This window comes from Terriglobales bacterium, from assembly GCA_035691485.1.
GTDB lineage: Bacteria > Acidobacteriota > Terriglobia > Terriglobales > Acidobacteriaceae > JAIQGF01.
In genome coordinates this window covers 1-17,628 of the sequence record DASSIZ010000112.1, presented here as the reverse complement: position 1 = coordinate 17,628, position 17,628 = coordinate 1, and the positions used below count along the sequence as shown (strand labels likewise).

Annotated in this window: 12 protein-coding genes; all 12 read right to left on the bottom strand. The window is 62.6% G+C overall.

What is annotated here, in order from left to right; translation table 11 throughout:
- On the bottom strand, positions 1-1,828 hold a 1,828-nt coding region (locus VFI82_14255), incomplete at its 3' end, for a hypothetical protein (GenBank protein ID HET7185846.1).
- Positions 1,829-1,944: 116 nt separating this feature from the next.
- On the bottom strand, positions 1,945-3,192 hold the full coding sequence (locus VFI82_14250) for a YgeY family selenium metabolism-linked hydrolase (protein ID HET7185845.1): 1,248 nt from the start codon (positions 3,190-3,192) through the stop codon (positions 1,945-1,947).
- Positions 3,193-3,219: 27 nt separating this feature from the next.
- Positions 3,220-6,090 carry a molybdopterin cofactor-binding domain-containing protein gene (locus VFI82_14245; protein ID HET7185844.1) on the bottom strand — a complete coding sequence of 957 codons (2,871 nt, stop codon included), beginning with the start codon at positions 6,088-6,090 and terminating at the stop codon, positions 3,220-3,222.
- A complete protein-coding gene (locus tag VFI82_14240) occupies positions 6,087-6,950 on the bottom strand; it encodes an FAD binding domain-containing protein (GenBank protein HET7185843.1) in 864 nt (287 codons plus the stop codon). The genes VFI82_14245 and VFI82_14240 overlap by 4 nt, the downstream gene beginning before the upstream one ends.
- Before the next feature lie 74 nt (positions 6,951-7,024).
- Positions 7,025-8,431, bottom strand: coding sequence for an 8-oxoguanine deaminase (locus tag VFI82_14235; protein HET7185842.1), 1,407 nt, complete (start codon positions 8,429-8,431; stop codon positions 7,025-7,027).
- On the bottom strand, positions 8,428-9,723 hold the full coding sequence (gene thrC / locus VFI82_14230) for a threonine synthase (GenBank protein HET7185841.1): 1,296 nt from the start codon (positions 9,721-9,723) through the stop codon (positions 8,428-8,430). The genes VFI82_14235 and thrC overlap by 4 nt, the downstream gene beginning before the upstream one ends.
- A gap of 100 nt (positions 9,724-9,823) precedes the next feature.
- On the bottom strand, positions 9,824-10,441 hold the full coding sequence (locus VFI82_14225) for a YceI family protein (protein ID HET7185840.1): 618 nt from the start codon (positions 10,439-10,441) through the stop codon (positions 9,824-9,826).
- 18 nt (positions 10,442-10,459) lie between these two features.
- Positions 10,460-11,584: an NAD(P)/FAD-dependent oxidoreductase gene (locus VFI82_14220; GenBank protein ID HET7185839.1), complete on the bottom strand. Its 1,125-nt coding sequence runs from the start codon at positions 11,582-11,584 to the stop codon at positions 10,460-10,462.
- Positions 11,578-12,627, bottom strand: coding sequence for a 3-oxoacyl-[acyl-carrier-protein] synthase III C-terminal domain-containing protein (locus VFI82_14215; protein ID HET7185838.1), 1,050 nt, complete (start codon positions 12,625-12,627; stop codon positions 11,578-11,580). The genes VFI82_14220 and VFI82_14215 overlap by 7 nt, the downstream gene beginning before the upstream one ends.
- 127 nt (positions 12,628-12,754) lie before the next feature.
- A complete protein-coding gene (locus VFI82_14210) occupies positions 12,755-13,591 on the bottom strand; it encodes a hypothetical protein (GenBank protein HET7185837.1) in 837 nt (278 codons plus the stop codon).
- Positions 13,592-14,992 (bottom strand): aspartate aminotransferase family protein, encoded by a 1,401-nt coding sequence (locus tag VFI82_14205; GenBank protein ID HET7185836.1) that lies wholly within the window; start codon positions 14,990-14,992, stop codon positions 13,592-13,594. It lies immediately after the preceding gene.
- 132 nt (positions 14,993-15,124) lie between these two features.
- Positions 15,125-17,110, bottom strand: coding sequence for a hypothetical protein (locus VFI82_14200; GenBank protein ID HET7185835.1), 1,986 nt, complete (start codon positions 17,108-17,110; stop codon positions 15,125-15,127).
- Between the last annotated feature and the right edge of the window lie 518 nt (positions 17,111-17,628).

Here is a 17,628-nt window from a genome sequence, read left to right as displayed (position 1 = left end):
AGATGTCGCAATTGCCGCAGTCGTTGCAAGCGTCAGCGTAATTGGCGAACTGGTGCGCGCGCGTTGTCTTGAACACGCCGCCGGGCACCGCGCGCGCTTCGCCGCCGGAGAGAAATTCGTAGTTGTGGTATGCAATTTCGGCGGCTTCGCTCTGGTAAACGAAATTCGCGTCGTTGGGGCAGACCGGCACGCACTTGTCGCAGCTGATGCAGTCGTACAGCCACAGCTTGGAGCCGATCTTTCGCGGCACGGCTTTATTTTTTGCCCACTGGTAACGGGCGTCGGCGGTGGTACGCTCCACGATCGCTGGCGTGTTCAGTACGCCGGCAGCTTCGACCAGCGCCTGCTCCAGCCCAGCGAGTTGTTTGCGAACGCCATTGGCCAGACGGGGCGGCATGGCCGGGGCAAACTGAGCGGCGAATCCGTTCGCGATCTCGGAGCAGACACCTCCGAGCGGCTGCCCGGGAGTAGCCAGCCATGCTTTCAGTTTAGTCGAGACAAACCGCAGCGGCAGGTTGAGGCTGTCGCCCGCATTGGACCAGTGCACCGCGATGTCGCCGGCGACTTGCTCGATGGCTTGTTCGCCTTTTCCTGCATAGCGAACCACGAAGTCTGGAATGTGCGTGACCCCGAGTTCGCGCATTTTCGCGCCCAGCGCCTCGAGATATTTCGGAAGGCGCGCGTAGCCTCCGGGCCGCAACAAGTCGGTGCAAGTGGTGACCGGAACGAAATTCATCGCCACGGCATTGCATACGTTGTGCTGGTCGAGTCCGGCGGAGAAAGAAGTTGGAAATGCCGCGCCCATGTGCTCACGAAATTTCTTAACCAGGTTCAGCGTGACCACGTGCAGCGGCGGGCCCGACATGTACATCACTTCATCGCTGAACATTTTGCGGTGGTTCTTCACTACCAGCGTGTTGCTGAATTTGACCGCCAGGCGCTTGCCGCGCGAACGAGCCACCTCGGCAAGGCGTGGCAGCATGGTGAGCGCATCGGAAAATTGCAAGTCGTGCTCGAACGCGTCCGCCGCCACCTGGATATCGTTGTAGCCGAGCACGTCGTGGAGCAGGTGTCGTACCTGTTCGAAGCCGAGCAACGTCGGGTTCAGCTTAACGCAGACGTGCACGTCCATTTCGGTCAGCAGGAAGGTGACAATACCCTCGATCTCGTGTGCCGGGCAGCCGTGAAAGGTGGAGAGCGTGATGGTGTCACTTACGCGGGCAGGGAAGGGGAGATCGCGGTATTGCTTCCAAGGCCCGGTCAACGTTGCGCGCAGTTCGTCGATGATCGCGCGCGCGTCCTTCATGCTCTCGATCCACTGGCGCACGCGCGGCGACCGGATGCCCTCCAGGCTATATCCGACGCTCATGTCGTAGATGGTGTCGGTGAATGGCCCGGTGAATTCGTCCCCCAGGAGCCGCGAGGCCTTGAGGATCTCGATGAACATCATCGCGCCGACGTACTCACGTAGCGACTGTTCCAGCTTCAGCTCCTGCGACCACTCGACGTTGTAACCGACGTTGGTGGCGTCGATGCAGGGACGCGGGATCTTGAGTTCGTCGAGAATCTGAACCGTCTTCAACTCGATGATGCGCGAGCCCGCGAGCCAGGAGAGAACAATGTTCTGGACGAGTTGGTCGTGCGGCCCGGCGGCTGGTCCTACGGGATTCGCGGCACGCTGCCCGTGAAAGTTGACGGACATATCCAGCCCGCTCAGGCCGCGAAAGAATTTCGTTTTCGGCAGGTCGAAGATTTTCCCCTCCCGCTCGTACTCCAGGAAAGCGCGCGTCAACTGCAGCGGCAGCGGGATGGGAATTAGTTCAGACATTCCGTGCGTGGTCCTGAAAGAATGAAGAATTAAGAATGCAGAATGAAGACTGAAAAAGAAAAGCCCATTGACTCTGGTTGCACATTCTTCATTCTGAATTCTTCAGTCTTTAATTGTTAAGCTCCCGCTTTTGCGGTGTGCTCGCTTTCCAGCGTATGCGCGAATACCAGCGGAAACGCCGCGTAGAACTGTGCCGCCTGCACCAGGTGGTCGATGGATACACGTTCGGTCACCGCGTGCGCATCCACTTCGTTGCCCGGCCCGAAGCCGACTGTCGGCACGCCGCACATGCCCATGGAGCCCACACCGTTGGTGCTGAAAACCCACTTGTCGACGACCGGCGCCCGGTTGTTCAGCGCCTGGTAGGTCTCGACCGCCGATTCCACCAGAGGGTGATCTTCCTCGACCACCCAGGTCGGGTAGTATTTTTCCATGGGGTAGACCAACCCGGTATAGCTCGGCACTTCGTACTTCAGAATTTCGATCTCCGCATCCCGCGCGCCGGACAAAGCGCGCACTTCCGCAACCGCGCTCTCCTTGGTGTCGCCGGTGGTGAGCCGGCGATCGAGATGGATTGAGCAAGCTCCCGGCACGGCGCAAAGCGAAGGCGACAGCGACCGGATCTGCGTCACCGTGATCGTTCCTTTGCCGAGAAACTTATCGTCGCGCAAACGCGTGTTGAGCTGCTCGATTTCCCGGAGGAGCGTGGTCATCTTGTAAATCGGGTTATCGCCGCGCTCGGGTGCGCTGGCATGGCAGGAGCGGCCGCGGATGTGGACTTCGATCTCCATGCGCCCGCGCTGCCCGCGGTAAATCTGCAGGTTCGTCGGCTCGGTGATGAGCACGCCGTCGGGCTTGATGCCGTCCTCGCGCAGGATGTAGAGCCACGCCAGTCCGTCGCAGTCCTCCTCTTGCACGCTGCCCACGCACCACAGCGTGTAGTCGCCGGCGAGGCCGAGTTCCTTGATCAGCTTGGCGCCGTACACCATGCTCGCCATGCCGCAGCGCTGGTCGCAGGCGCCGCGTCCGTAGACATAGCCGTCCTCGACCTTGCCCTTGTACGGGTCCCAGTTCCATTCCTTGATGTCCCCGACGCCGACCGTGTCGGTGTGCGAGTCCATCATGATGACGCGCTTGCCCGAGCCGATCCGGCCGAGAATGTTGCCCATCTTGTCGATGCGGATTTCGTCGAAGCCGACCTTTTCCATTTCCTGCTTGATACGCTGGATCACCGGCCCTTCCTGCGAGCTTTCCGCGGGGATGGCGATGAGGTCACGCAGGAAGCGGACCATGTCCTGCTCGTGCTTCTTGGCGCCGCCGGCAAGGGCGGCGCGCTGATGGCGGATGGTTTCCAGTGAGTTCATGAACCTTTTGCTCGTACTCGTCTTCTGCTAATCCGACGCGGCGGCTTTGCCGGTGCCGCGAACCGAAGTGGGTTTCTGTTTTTCCTGCTCGTGCAGCGCCTTCAACACCCGCTCGGGAGTAATGGGCAGCTGCCGGAAGCGAATTCCGATAGCGTGGTAGATGGCGTTCGCGATGGCCGGCGCGGGCCCGTTGATCGGAACCTCCGCGATCGACTTCGCTCCGTACGGTCCCAATGGCTCCTCGGTCTCGACCAGGATGGTCGTGAGCTTCGGCATGTCTTTTGCCGAAAAAACTTTGTAGTCGAGGAAGTTGGGGTTGAGCATGCGCCCGCTTTCGTCGAGCAGCATTTCCTCCGTAAGCGCGTAACCCAGGCCTTGCGCAGCCGCGCCCTCCGACTGTCCCTCCGCCGCCATCGGGTTGATGGCGACGCCGCAGTCCACGGCGGTTACCAACTCGGTCACGCGCACTTTCCCGGTCTCGGTATCGACTTCCACTTCGGCAAAGGTTACGCAGAACGGCGGCGGGCTGTCCGTGTTCCAGTGCGAAGCGCCCTCCATGATTTGCACTTTGTCCTTGTACATGGCGTGGCGCGCGATGTCCGCCATGCTTACCGACTTGCGGCATTCGCACACGGTGAACGCCTCGTTATTGCCGAGCTGTACTTTATCGGGCGCGACTTCCAGCATGCGAGCCGCGACGTCAATAATCTGCGCGCGCACCTTCTCCGCCGCCTTCTTGGCCGCCCCGCCCGAAATGATGGTCGTGCTCGAAGCGTACGCGCCCACGTCGAACGGCGTGAAATCCGTGTCGCCGGAATACACGATCATCTTGTCCAGGGTAACGCCCAGAGTTTCGGCGGCAATCTGCGCGATGACGGTATCGGCGCCGGTGCCCAGGTCCGCGGCTCCGACCTGCAGGTTGAAGGAACCGTCTTCGTTCATCTTCAGCAGTGCGGCGCCCCAATCGACGCCCGCGATAGCGCTGCCCTGGATGGAGCAGGCGACGCCCACGCCGCGTCGCAAGTGGGTCGATTTGTCGGGCAGCGACTTCCGCTTGCGCTCCCAATCGATCGCTTTCGCGCCGCGTTCCAGGCACCCGGGCATGCCGCAACTGCGGATGTGGCGCGGCAATCCCTTGCGCCCTTCGCCCAGTTGCGCGGAAAGCTCGTCAATGTCACCCTGGCGGATCAAGTTCTTGCGCCGCAGTTCGATCGGGTCCATGCGCAGCTCGTGCGCGATCTCATCAATCACGCTTTCCTGCGCGAAAAATCCCTGCGGGCATCCATACCCGCGGAACGCGCCCGCCACCGGGCAATTGGTGTACACCACCGTGCAATCGAACTTCATGTTGGGCGCGCGATACAGCGGCAGCACCTTGCTTCCGGTGTTGCCCTGCACGGTGGCCGCATGGCTGCCGTACGCGCCGGTGGTGGCCAGCACCGACATCTGGTTGGCCACGATGGTGCCATCACGCTTGGCGCCAATCTTCACCTTCAGGATCTGGGGATGGCGGCTGCGCGCCATGTAGAACTCTTCTTGGCGCGTGTACTCGATCTTGACCGGCCTGCGCGCCGCCAGCGCCAGCGCGCCCGTGATGTCTTCCAGCAGCATCTCCTGCTTGCCGCCGAAGCCGCCGCCAATGCGCGGCTTGATCATGCGCACTTTCTGTACCGGCAATTGCAGGATCATCGCCACTTGCCGCCGCGAATGGAATGGCACCTGCGTGCTGGTGCGGATGGTGAGCCGCCCGTCCTCATCCAACCAGGCGATGGAAATGTGCGGCTCCATCATGGCGTGGTGCTGGCGATGGGTGCGGAACTCGCGCTCGACAACGATATCGGCCTCGCGGAATGCAGTTTCCACGTCCCCGATTTCCTTCTTGATGAACGCGGCAATGTTGCGCTTGGCGTCGTGAATGCCGGTGGAATCGCGTTCGTCGTGAATGGTGGGCGCGCCCGGCTTTGTTGCCTGTTCCATGTCAAGGATGGCGGGCAGGACCTCGTATTCCACTTTGATCAGCCGCAGCGCTTCTTCGGCGATCTCGCGCGTCTCCGCCGCTACCGCTGCGACGCGGTCTCCCACGAAACGCATTTTCGAATCGAGCAGGTAGGTGTCGTAAGGCGACGGTTCCGGCCAACTCTGTCCGGCAGTGGTATGCGGCACCCGCGGAACATCCTTATACGTGAGGACGGCGTGCACGCCCGGCAGCGCGCGCGCCTTGCTGACGTCGATCTTCTTGATCCGCGCGTGCGCGTGCGGGCTGGGCAGTATTTTGCCGATCAGCAGGCCCGGCACGTGCACGTCGTCGGTAAAGCACGGCCGGCCCATCACCAGCTTCACGCCATCGGTCTTGTGCAGCGAGTGACCGACCACCAGGTGCCGTGAGGCGGCAGGCTGTTCCTCGCAGTACCGCGGCCCGTTCTGCGAAACGGCGAGCACGGCTTCCACCGGCTTCTTGAATCCGGTGCAGCGGCAGAAATTTCCCGCCAGCATGTCGCGCACTTCTTCTTCGGTCGCGCGCGGGCGCTCCTTGAGCAGCGCCCTGGTGTTCAGGATCATGCCCGGCGTGCAGAAGCCGCACTGCGCCGCGCCGTGATCGAGAAATGCCTGCTGCACGGGGTCGAGCTTGTCGCCCTGCGCGACCGCTTCCACCGTCGTGATTTCGCCCCCATTCGCCTGGGCCGCGAATATCACGCACGAGTTCACCGGCTTCTCATTCAGCAGCACCGTGCAGCAGCCGCACTCGCCGGTCTCGCAACCCCGTTTTACGCCGAAATAGCCTTCGCGGCGAAGCACGTCGAGCAGGAGATCGCCGGGCGCAATGGTCCACTGGTGCGGCTCGTCGTTAATACGGACCTGGATATTCATCGAGTTCTTGCCGTGACCGTTGCGACTCATAGCGTGCACCCTGCCAGTTGGGCAGATTCCCGCAGCGCCCTTCGCGCCAGCACCTGGCTGATCTCACGCCGGTATTCCGCTGACGCGCGCTGGTCGCTGATGGGCTGTACCTCGGACGCTACCGATTCGGCGGCGCGTTCGATCAATTCGGCGGTAATTGCTTGCCCGACCAGCAGGCCCTCCGCCTTCAAGGCGCGCATCGGGGTCGGCGCCACGGCGCCCAAGGCAAGTCGGGCCCACGCCGCCTTGCCCTCGCGCGTAACGCCCAGCCCTCCGGCACAGTTGACTACCGAGATATCGGTTTCGGTACGCCCGAATTTCTGAAACGACCATCCGCCACGGCGCTTGCTCCTGGGGACGAAAATCTGCACCAGCAGCCCGCCCTGAACCCGTTGCTTCTGTGGCAGCGCGAAAAATTCCTGCAGGGTCAGCCGCCTCCGGCCCTTCTGATTCTGCAAGATGACTGACGCGTCCATCGCCAACAGGGGCGTGGCGGTGTCCGCGGCCGGAGATCCGTTCGCCAGGTTTCCGCCGATGGTCGCGAGGTTGCGAATCTGGATGGACCCGCAGGTGGCCGCCGCGCGCGCGAGAATGCCGCCCGCCAGCCCGCGTACGATCGGCGAATTTTCCACTTCCGCCATGGTGCACGCCGCGCCAATGTCGCAGCCGTTCCCATCGCGCCGGATGTAGTCGAGGCCGAGATGCTTCACGTCGACCAGGAAGCGAATGGAACGGTCGCGCAATAGGGCCAAGTCCGTGCCGCCGGCAACCACGCGTCCGCGTCCTCCGTGCAGCAGGCGCACCGCCTCCCGCACACTGGTCGGTTGGTAAAAAGCTTGAATGTGGTCGAACACTGGCATTCTCCAGTCTCCGCGCGAGGGGGAACACGGGTGAGAACGGCAAAAATGGCGAGCTAAGGCAAACGCGAAATATATCAGAGCAGCGGGGGGTGGCCAACGATTTTCGCCGCAATACGCCGGTGACGTGCCACGAGAGGAACCAGCGAAATCCCCTGCAGGTCGCCGTTTTCCACCACCACACGTCCCTCGATGACTAAGGCGCTCACCCGGGTCGGCGCGCAGAGCAACAGCGCCGAGAGCGCGTCCTCCGCCCCGCTATAGCCGACGTCCCGCAAATCGAAGACGGCGAGGTCGGCGCGCTTGCCCACCGCGATGCTGCCGATATCGTCCCGCCCGAGGCAGCGCGCTCCCTCCATCGTGGCCATGCGCAGAGCCTGCTCCACGGTGATGGCGGAAGCGCCGCGCGCCAACCGGTTCAGCAGCAACGCCTGCCGCGCCTCGGCCAGCATATTGGAGCTGTCGTTCGATGCGCTACCGTCAACGCCCAGCCCGACCGGCGAACCGGAGCGCTGCAGCTTCCCGACCGGGCAGATCCCCGACGCCAGCCGCATGTTCGATGTCGGACAGTGCGCCACCCCGATCCCGGCGCGGCCCAACTGCCGGCATTCGGCGCTGTTGAAATAAATCCCGTGCGCGACCCAGGTATCCTGGTGCAGCCAGCCGCAATCGCGGAAGAATTCGAGCGGGCGCCGGCGAAAGCGTTTGAGGCAGTATTCTTCCTCGTCGCGCGTTTCCGCCAGGTGCGTGTGCATGCGGACGCCGTGACGCCGTGCCAGCGCGGCGGTCTGGCGCATCAGTTCCGCATCCACCGTGAAGGGCGAGCACGGCGCCAGCGCAATGCGCAGCATCGAGCCGGGGCTTGTGTCGTGGTACTTGCGGATCACTCGCTCGGAATCCTCCAGGATTTCATCGGTTGTTTGCACCACCGAGTCCGGGGGCAATCCGCCGAGGCTGACGCCCACGTTCATGCTGCCGCGCGTCGGATGAAATCGCATTCCCAGCCGCCGCGCCGCCTCAATCTCGGCATCGATCAGCTTCTTCTGGCCGCGGGGAAACAGATAGTGATGGTCTGTCGTGGTCGTGCAGCCGCTGAGCATCAGCTCTGCCATTCCGACCAGCGCGGCCGTATGTACGGCTTCCTCATCGATGCGCGCCCACCGCGGATACAGCGTGGTCAGCCAGTCGAACAGTTCGGCATTCGCTGCGGCGGTGCAGGCGCGGGTCAGTGTCTGGAACAAATGGTGGTGGGTATTGATCAGCCCCGGGACTACTACCGCGTAAGGCGCACGAATCGTTTTTGCCGCGCGGAGTCCCGTCGGAAGCCGCGTGCCCACTTTCTTGATCTCACCAGCCTCGGCGTAGACGAAGGCGCCGTGCAGAAGGGCCGGTGTGGCACGGGTCTGTGACCCGTGTTCTGCCATCGTGACCAGGGTGTGGATGTCGCGAATCAGCAGCGAATTGGCCTTCGCTTTCGGGCTCATGAAGTGGCAACGGAGTGGGCGGCGGGAATCAGGCCCTGTCGCGCGAGAATGTCTTCCAGGCCGCGCCCGTCCGGGGGAACTTCGAAGGGCTGCTTCACCGCCTGTTGGGCGGCCCGGACATCTTTCAGACCACTGCCGGTCACCACTGCCAGAGCCCGGCAGGAGCGCGGTACCATGCCTTCGCGGAGCGCGCGCTTCAGCCCGGCGATGGCGGTCGCGGCAGCAGGTTCGGCGAAAACGCCGGTCAGGCGCCCGGTATAGTTCATGGCTTCCAGGATTTCGTCGTCCTCGACGTTGATCATAGTGCCGCCGGATTCCTCGATCGCCATTACAGCTTTCTTCCAGTTCCGCGGCACGCCGACCGCGATGCTGTCGGCAATCGTCTTCGGCTCGATTGGCTTGATCGCCCCGTGACTGCGGAAAGCTTCCGTCACCGGCGCCGCGCCCGCAGCCTGTACGCCCAGCATGCGCGGTGTGCGCGAGATCAGGCCGAGGCTCTTGAATTCGCGAAATGCCTTCCACGCGCCGGCAATGGTGCAGCCATCGCCCACCGACATGGCCAGCCACTCCGGCGGAGTCCAGCCCAGCTGTTCCGCGATTTCCAGTCCGACGGTTTTCTTGCCCTCGACCAGGTAGGGATTGATCGCGCAGTTGCGGTTGTACCAATCCCAGCGCTCACAAGATTGCTGGCACAGATCATAGGCTTGCTCGTAGCTGCCGCCGACGCGCAGCACCGTCGCGCCGAAGATCAGCAACTGCGTTACCTTGGGCTCGGGTGCGCGTTGCGGCACGAAGATGGCGCTGCGCAATCCCATGCTTGCCGCCATGCCCGCCAGCGACGAAGCGGCATTTCCCGTGCTTGCGCAGGCAATGATCTTGCGACGCTTCTCTACCGCCTTCACCACGCCCAGCGAACTGGCGCGGTCTTTCAAAGATCCGGTGGGATTGCGGCCGTCGTCCTTGATCAGCAGTTCGCGGACGCCAATATGCTTCGCCAGGCGCTCGGCAGCGACGATGGGCGTCCATCCCACGGCCAGGGCGGGAAGCGCAGCACCGTTGCCGATGGGCAGCAGTTCGCGGTAGCGCCAGTGAGTGAAATCCGCGCGCGCGGCCAGCTTGCGACGGGTCAGGACTTTTCGGATGGCAGGGTAGTCGTACTGAACGTCAAGAATTCCGGTGATTCCGCAGTGCGGACAGGTGTACCCGACGCGGGTGGAAAATTGCGAGCCGCAGAAGACGCAGCGCAGTCCGGTGACAAAGTTCGCCATGGCCGAGGAGGTGATGCGCTGCAACTATATCGGATTTCCGGGCGATGCGTAGCGGCGCGCTCGTCTTCAGCGCGATCCACCTGCCGGGATGCACGGGTCGAAGACGCGTGCCACACTGGCGATTTCAGTGGCTCGCCGCACCCGCTTGCGCCGCCGTCGCCACGGCCGGCGTGAGTCGCCCCATGGCGTGCACCGTGATTTCTACTTTATTGCTCACCCGCAAAAACAGCGTGCTTGGATTCTTCATTCCCCACTGTTCATAGGGCACCAGGAATCGCAGGTCGGCCGACACCTGATCTCCATTGATCTGCACCGGCCCGCTAGCGGTCATGGCGTGCGTCTGACCATGCATGGTCATCAATCCGTCAATTTCCATCTGCGACGTTCCCGCCGGCTGCAGCTTGCCAACTACTCTCTGCGCCTCAAAGGTGATGTCGGGATATTTCGCGCTCTCCAGCACCTGCTGGTGCATTTTGCGGTCGCGGCCCTTGCTGCCGCTTTCGCCCGTCGTTGCGTCCACGATTAACTGCCCGGACGCGGTGCCGTTCCGGCCGTCAAAGCGCAGCGTTCCGTTCTTCAAGTGAAAATCGCCGTGGACCGTGTGCAGCACATCGCCGAGAACGAAATCCACGCGCGTGGTGGCAGGATCAAGTTCGACAGCCAATTCCTGCGCCCGGGCCGTCGCCGCGAAACAAATCGCGATCCCCGCCGCGGCAAACAATAATTTCAGGCTGCGTAACATAGTTCTCGCTCCGGCCGATTAAGCCGTCAACATTCCCCAACTCAAGTCCAGAAGTCCCGGAATCGCGAATTTCAGCAATGGCAGTTCGCCCACGTTAACCGCGAGCATGCGCTGGAATAATCCGGGTTTCGCGGCCAGCGCCCGCAGCGCGTGCCGCCTGATCCAAGCGCTCTTATCCATCAGCAGCATGCTGCGTCCCATGAGGTGCGGCAATCTGCGGATGTCGTCATGGGCCGCCTGATACCGGGAGATATCTTCGCCGGCAACGGCGCGCGCCAAAGCGAGCGCCTGGCGGAACGACATCGCCAACCCCTCGCCGGTGATGGCATCGGTGGACCCCGATGCTTCTCCCACCAGCGCAAACCGGCCCCGCGCAACCGACTTCAGCTTGCGTGTGACTGTCACCGCGCCTTTTGCGTCGATGGCGGCGGGCGCCGTTCCAAGTCGAGCACGCAGTTGGGGGAATTCCTCCAGTGCGGATTGAAACAAGCTGGGCCGCCGCGCGACCATCGCTACGCAAACCTCGCGCGCGGCTACCGGTGTGACGTACGCCTGGCTGTGCTCGCCCCAGTAGATCTCGACGTACTTGCTCCACGGTTCGAGCGCGAAATGCTGCCGCATTCCGATGCGCCGGTCGAACTCGCGCGACGCCGTCAATCCCGCCCATCGGCGGACCTGCGAATTCTCGCCATCCGCGCCGACGATCCAACGGGACGCGATCCTTCGGCCGTCCACCAGCACGGCCCCGTCCCGCACGGCGGACACGCGCGCGCCCCACAGCATCGTGACGCCCGCATCACGTGCGCGATCCACCAGCGCCTGGTGCAGCAGCGTGCGGCGGATTCCGATGCCGCTCCCGCGAGGGAACTCGGCTTCCACCGAGCCTGCCTCACCGATGAAGCGAACGCCGCAAAATTCGGCGGTATCCATGCCATCGAGCTGAATCCCAAGCTCGCACAATTCGGCGAGCGAGTCCGGCATCAGGCCTTCACCGCAGGCCTTGTCGATTGGCGGATGAAAAACGTCGGCCACCGTGACGGACAATCCCTGGCGCCGCATGGCGATGGCGGAAGCCAGTCCGGCAGGACCTCCGCCGACCACAAATACATCCGTTTTCTGCGAGACGTCCGGGATCCTCACCACTTCAGCAGCACCACCTCGGAGCAGAATCCGGGACCCATCGCCGCCAGCACGCTGTAGGCACCGCGAGCGCCGCGACGTCGTGCAAGAAAATCCTGGAGCACGCATAACACGGACGCAGAAGACAAATTTCCCACCCGCCGCAAGCAATCCCACGACGCATCCAGCGCGCCCTCCGGCAATTCTAAGGTCTGCTGTACCGCCTCCAGCACCTTCGGACCGCCGGTGTGAATGATCCAGCTGGAGATATCTTTTCTAGCAAGGCCGTGCTCGGACAAGAACGAATCGACGTCTTCCCGCAGGTGCTGCTTTATGACCAACGGAACGTCGGGCGAGAGAACGATCCTGAATCCGGTCTCGGAAATGTCCCACCCCATCACTTCCTCAGTGTCGGGGTAGAACACCGATCGCGTGTCGATAATTTGCGGTCCGGCGAATGGTGTGTCGGCTCCGGCGACCACCACCGCGGCGGCGCCGTCGCCGAAAAGCCCGGTCGACAACAGGTTCGCTGCCGAGATGTCGTCGCGACGCCAGGTCAGCGAGCACAACTCCACGCATAGCACCACCGCAACCTGCCTGGGGAAGGCACGTACGTAATCAGCGGCACGCGCAATTCCAGCCGCGCCCGCCACGCATCCCAGACCAAAGATCGGTACGCGCTTCAGGTTCGGCGACAGCCCCATCCGGTTGATCAGCTTGGCATCGAGTGAGGGACTTGCAATGCCGGTCACCGACGCGACATAGAGCGCATGGATGTCTGCCGGGGCGATTCCCAGCGGCGTGATGGCACGGCAGATGGCCTGGTTTCCAAGCTCTTCCGCCTTCTCGATCCACAGCGAATTCGCTTTTCCCCAGGTATCCACGCCGACATAGGCTTCGGTGGGCAACACCAGATGACGCCGCTCCACCCCGGAGCGCGCGTGCAGTCGCTCCAGCAACTCGGGACGCTGCAACCGCTCCCCCCAAAAGTCCTTGAGGGCGGAGACAATCGCCTGTTGATCGTAGACATGTTGCGGAAAAGCGCTACCGGCGCCGGCTATTCTCATCTCATGTCACTGCGCGGAAAACACCCACACCCTCGTGGAGCTGCCTGATTACTTAAACGGGAGCTCTGACCAAAAGTTGCCGCTTACCTTAAGTAAGAGACGCTTAGTCCCTCGCTGCGGTTACACGCTATTGCAGCTTTGCCAGTTCGCTGCGATAGAGGCGATTCTGCGGGAAATTGTCGGCAAGGTTCTGCAGCAGGGTCCGTGCCCGAACCTGGTCGTGGTCTCGGAGCGCCGCCACCGCCAGCAGCAGCCGCGCATAGGGGAGCAGGTAGTGTCCCTTCTCGGCGGTGACGCGCAATTTCTGGATGCCAATCGCCTTGTCCGTCTGCGCCCCGGTAATTCGCAGCATCCATCGCACCGGCGCCGGTTTCAGGCTGAGCAGGTAATTTTCTACCCCCACCGCCAGGTAGGCGTCATAGCAATTCGGATTTGACGCCAGCAATCGCTCCGCGAGCGCGCGGCCTTCCTTGACCAGTTTGAGTGCCTGCATATCGCGCTTCTCGATCAACGCCAGGTAATCACCTTCCAAACCGTCGGCCAGCACGTGCGAGAACAGCGCGTTCTCCTCGCTGCCATTCCGCGCCAGGGCCTTCTGCGCGAGCTGTCGAGCTTTTGCCAATTGCGCTTCGAACGCCAGTTTTGTCTGCGGATCCGGCTGCGGCCGCGAGCGGCTTTCGAACCTCTGGTCATTGACGAACAGTTCGCTCTCCAGGATATGCAGACGATCGAACTCGGCGAACAGATACGCCGCTGCGTCCGATGCCGGACCCAGCGGGTCCTCCGGATGTTCCTGCTGCCACTGCTGGAATTGGCGGTGCGCTTCGCCGAATTGCAGGTTGTACATGTCACGATAGCCGGCTTCCAGCACCGTCGACGCCTGCACGTCGGCGGCGAACAGCGGCGCCGTGGCGGAAACGATGACCAATGCAACCGCCGCGAATTTGCACAATCGAGTCATCATCTACAGGTTCACTGCCCTTCTTGCGAGTTGGAGCGCATCCGACCAGAACGTCCGCGACGAATGCACGACTTCAACGACCTCGCGCACTCCAGCGACGAATTCATCCACTTGTCCCTCATCCACAACCAGCGGCGGCGCCACCTTCAGCACCAGGAAATTGTTTCCGCAGATCTGGGTCAGCAGGTTCTTGTCGCTAAACAAGCGCATCACCATCATCTGCCCGAACATGCCCGGATGAATTTTCCGGAAAGCTTCCCACGCCATGCGCAGCCACAGTTGCCGGGGTACACAGAATTCGATGCCGCTCATCAGGCCCGCGCCGCGAACTTCCTTCACCATTTCGTACCCGGCCAGTGACGCGCGCAGCTTGTCCCTGACGTACTTCCCCAGCCTCTCCGCCCGCTCCGCCAAGCCTTCGACGGCCAGCACCTCCAGCGTGGCCAGGCCCGCCCGCATCGCCAGCGCATTTTCGCTGTAAGTGGAGGTGTGCACGATGGCGCGCTTCATGGAGCCATACACTGAACGATATACGTTCTCCGACATCAGCAGCGCGCCGCTTGGCACCAGCCCACCGCTCAACGCTTTCGCCAGCACCACCATGTCAGGTTCGACGCCGTAACGGTGCGCAGCGAGAAAGCTTCCCGTGCGGCACAGTCCGGTTTGCACTTCGTCGAGCACGAACAGCGTGCCGTATTTCCGGCACAGGGCTTGCGCGCCAGCGAGGTAATCGGCCGCGGGAAGACGAATCCCGCCCTCCCCCTGGATCGGCTCCAGTACCAGTGCGGCAAAATTCCGCGCGCGTAGTTTCTCCTCCAGCGCTGCCAGGTTTCCGAACTCGACAAGTTCCGTGTCCGGCAGCAGCGGTCCGAAGCCGTCGCGCCAGAAACCGGCGTCCATCAGCGAAAGCGCGCCGCAGGTCAGGCCGTGAAACCCGCCATGCGCCGCGAGCATTCCGGTGCGCCCGGTGTGCGCGCGGGCAAACTTAATCGCCGCCTCCACGCCCTCGCTGCCGGAGCTGCAGAAGAACACTTTCGAAACCCGCCCGCCGGCAAGAGCACACAACTTCTCCGCCAATTCTCCCGCCAGTTCCGACACGTGACTTTGCAGCATGGCCGGCCCCGATCGCGCCAGTTCGTCGGTGAGCGCGGCGATCACGTGAGGGTGATTGTGCCCCGTGTTGTGAACGCAATAGCCGGAAAGGAAGTCCAGGATCCTGCGCCCGTCCGCGGTATACAGTTCGGCGCCCAAGCATCGCTGGTAACGAACATTCATCCGCAGCAGGTCGAGCAGCTTCAACCACTGGGGATTGACATGGCGGCTGTAGCCATGCTGTTTTGCGACACTGGCCTCAAACGCCGGAAGCGCCGACGCCACCTCGGCGGTCACTTCTTTGATTGTCATGAACCCCACTGTGAGAAGACGATTGAAGATAACAACCCGGCCTGGTGGGAAGAGTTGCGAAAGCCGCGTCCGGGTTAAGGCGGTGGCCGTAGGTCGAAGCCCGCCGGCCCGGAAGAGTGGCAACAGAAGAGCTCAGAATTGCTTCACCGCCACCCCAGCCATTACTCGGGTTGAGTCGGATTCCAGGAACAGCGCCGTCTTGCTGTCGACGACATAAAGGTTGAAGGTACCAAACGGCGCACCGTTGACTGCGAGCGGTAACGATCCGCGTCCGTTGGTTCCCACCGTGTAACCGGGGGATGAAGTCGAAGCCGGAGCTGAGAGCGTAAGCACGCCGTTGTCGCTGATATCGACGGTGCCGCTCAACGTGCTTCCGCCGTTGGGAATGATCTGCCCGACCAGTCCTTCCTCGCCTGGGTTGACGACAAAATCCATGCCGCCCATGCGCAACGCGTAGTTGCCCAAAAAAGATCCGGCGGCAAACGAGCCGCTTTGCGCCAGCGCGTGCGCGGCAACCACGTTTGTGGTGTCGATTTCTACCATGCTCACGCCGCCATTCATCTCCGGATAAAGAGCGTATTGCAGCGTCGATCCGCCGACGCTCATGCTCATCGCCGCCCTTCCCGTGGTCGTGTCTGTCACGTTGTACGTCCCGGAAACAACAGCCAGCCCGTTTTGCGGGTTGCCGTTCTTGTTCGTGTCAATGGTCCCACTGGTCACGTTGCCCGCGCCGTCGAGCGTGATCACTCCGCCCTCGCCGAAAACCCCGGTGCTGGTGGATCCCAGCGTCGCGAACGCAAGACTCCCGTGCAAGCTCGCATTCGCGAATGGTCCGGCTGGTTGCTTAATGGCGTCGCCGACGAGTTGCGCACCTGTGCTGGTCCCCAGCAGCCTGACGCGGTTGGCATCCACGATGTAATAGGCGTACGGGGTGCCGTTCAGGCTCAGTGTGCCCCGGCCCGTGGTACCCGAGGGTGCGCCGTAGCTCCCGGTGACAGCCCCGCCGGATGGGCTTCCGGCATCGTTGATATCCTGGAACCCGCCGCTGATCACCAGGGCGCCGGTTGATGTCAGCGCGCCCGCCACAGCCAGAGAGCCAGGTTTTCCGCTCGCGTCCGATCCGGAAAGGTTGAACGCGTAATTCCCGCTGAAGCCGGCGGCAGTGAATTGCGTTGTGTCCTGCAGTTCCAGCACGCCGCTGGCGCTGGCAACGCCGGAATCGAAGCGGATGACGAACACCCGCGAGTGGTTCACTACCACGAACTGCCAGTTCACCGTCCCAGCCGATGTCTGCAGCGTAGCGTTGCCGCGGCCGTCGGTGCTGATGTGATAGGTACCGGAATTGATGGTGACGTTGGTCGCGCCGCCGCTGTTCACATCTTCGGTCCCCGCAGTGACGTTTCCGTTTCCGTCGAAGTTGATGCTGCCCGCCGCTACAAGCGACGCTGCCCCGCTCTGCCCGCGCATGATGAATGCGTAGTGTCCCGTCAATGTACCGTTGGCGATTTGTATCGTGACCACCGCGCCCGCCGAGGGCACGCTGTTGTCTTGGGCGGAAGCAATGACGTTGACGTTCCCGCCGGTTGGCGGCGACAGCGGCGCCGTATATACGCCGCTCGCACTGATCGATCCGCAACCGCCGGTTTGCCCGCAGCTCACCGTCCAGTTCACCGCGATAGCGTTGCCGCTAACCGTGGCCGTAAATGCCTGCTGGCCGCCGGCGGCAAGCGTGACCACGTTCGGGCTGACCGACAATGTTGCCGTGGTCGCCGCGGTCGTGATGGTCACTGACGCTGTGCCGCTTTGCGTCGTGTCGGCCTGCGACACGGCCGCCACCGTCACGGTCGACGGAGTCGGCACCGCGTTCGGCGCCGTGTACAACCCGGCGCTGGAGATGAAGCCGACGGTCTGATTGCCGCCCGCGATCCCGTTGACCGTCCAGTTGACGGCGGTGTTCGTGCTGTTGGTCACGGTGGCGGTAAATTGCTGCGTCTGGTTGAGATTCACCGACGCCGACGTCGGCGAAAGGGTGACGGTGACCGTAGTCGTGGTCGACTTTTTCCCACCGCAACCTGCCAGCATTGCCAACGCCACCACCGCCACCATGACCCGTTTCATATCACTCCTGACTGGAACTGGTTTTCGACCCGTGCTTATCAAAACGCGCGACTCTACCCGCGCGGTCCAAGCCCCTCCAGCGGCTTTCCGGGAAGCCGGTCAGCTGCCTTATCCTGATTCTGAAAAATCCACTTGCGAACGGCGACGGAGATATCAAAAACTTGATTGCCTTGATAACCTCGGTTGAGAGTCAAGCAACTCCTCCCAACGCGTAAAACCCACGATTGAAATCTGAATTGCCGGAACTGGCATTATCTGCGCCGAGCGCGGTTTTGTTCAAGCTGCACCTGCAGCCGTGCAGCATGAACCCCGGTCGTGGTGCGTCGACTCGCGACTCGGTTCGGAAAATTTTCCTCTGCTCCTCGCGCATCCAACTCGAGTATGTCCCACCGCCCCGGTGAGGAATGGGTTCCGAGGAATGGACCCCGACGCAAAGAACCTCGCGCTTCCCGACCTGCGCCCTCAGCACCCCTCCTCCGGCCATCCCATGCATGCCGGCGGAGAAGTGGCGGTGACCG

What these genes read in the sequence shown, in the direction of transcription:
- VFI82_14250 (HET7185845.1), bottom strand. Translation starts at nt 3,192, where the DNA reads ATGAACTCACTGGAAACCATCCGCCATCAGCGCGCCGCCCTTGCCGGC.
- VFI82_14245 (HET7185844.1), bottom strand. Translation starts at nt 6,090, where the DNA reads ATGAGTCGCAACGGTCACGGCAAGAACTCGATGAATATCCAGGTCCGT.
- VFI82_14240 (HET7185843.1), bottom strand. Translation starts at nt 6,950, where the DNA reads ATGCCAGTGTTCGACCACATTCAAGCTTTTTACCAACCGACCAGTGTG.
- VFI82_14235 (HET7185842.1), bottom strand. Translation starts at nt 8,431, where the DNA reads ATGAGCCCGAAAGCGAAGGCCAATTCGCTGCTGATTCGCGACATCCAC.
- VFI82_14225 (HET7185840.1), bottom strand. Translation starts at nt 10,441, where the DNA reads ATGTTACGCAGCCTGAAATTATTGTTTGCCGCGGCGGGGATCGCGATT.
- VFI82_14215 (HET7185838.1), bottom strand. Translation starts at nt 12,627, where the DNA reads ATGAGAATAGCCGGCGCCGGTAGCGCTTTTCCGCAACATGTCTACGAT.
- VFI82_14210 (HET7185837.1), bottom strand. Translation starts at nt 13,591, where the DNA reads ATGATGACTCGATTGTGCAAATTCGCGGCGGTTGCATTGGTCATCGTT.
- VFI82_14205 (HET7185836.1), bottom strand. Translation starts at nt 14,992, where the DNA reads ATGACAATCAAAGAAGTGACCGCCGAGGTGGCGTCGGCGCTTCCGGCG.
- VFI82_14200 (HET7185835.1), bottom strand. Translation starts at nt 17,110, where the DNA reads ATGAAACGGGTCATGGTGGCGGTGGTGGCGTTGGCAATGCTGGCAGGT.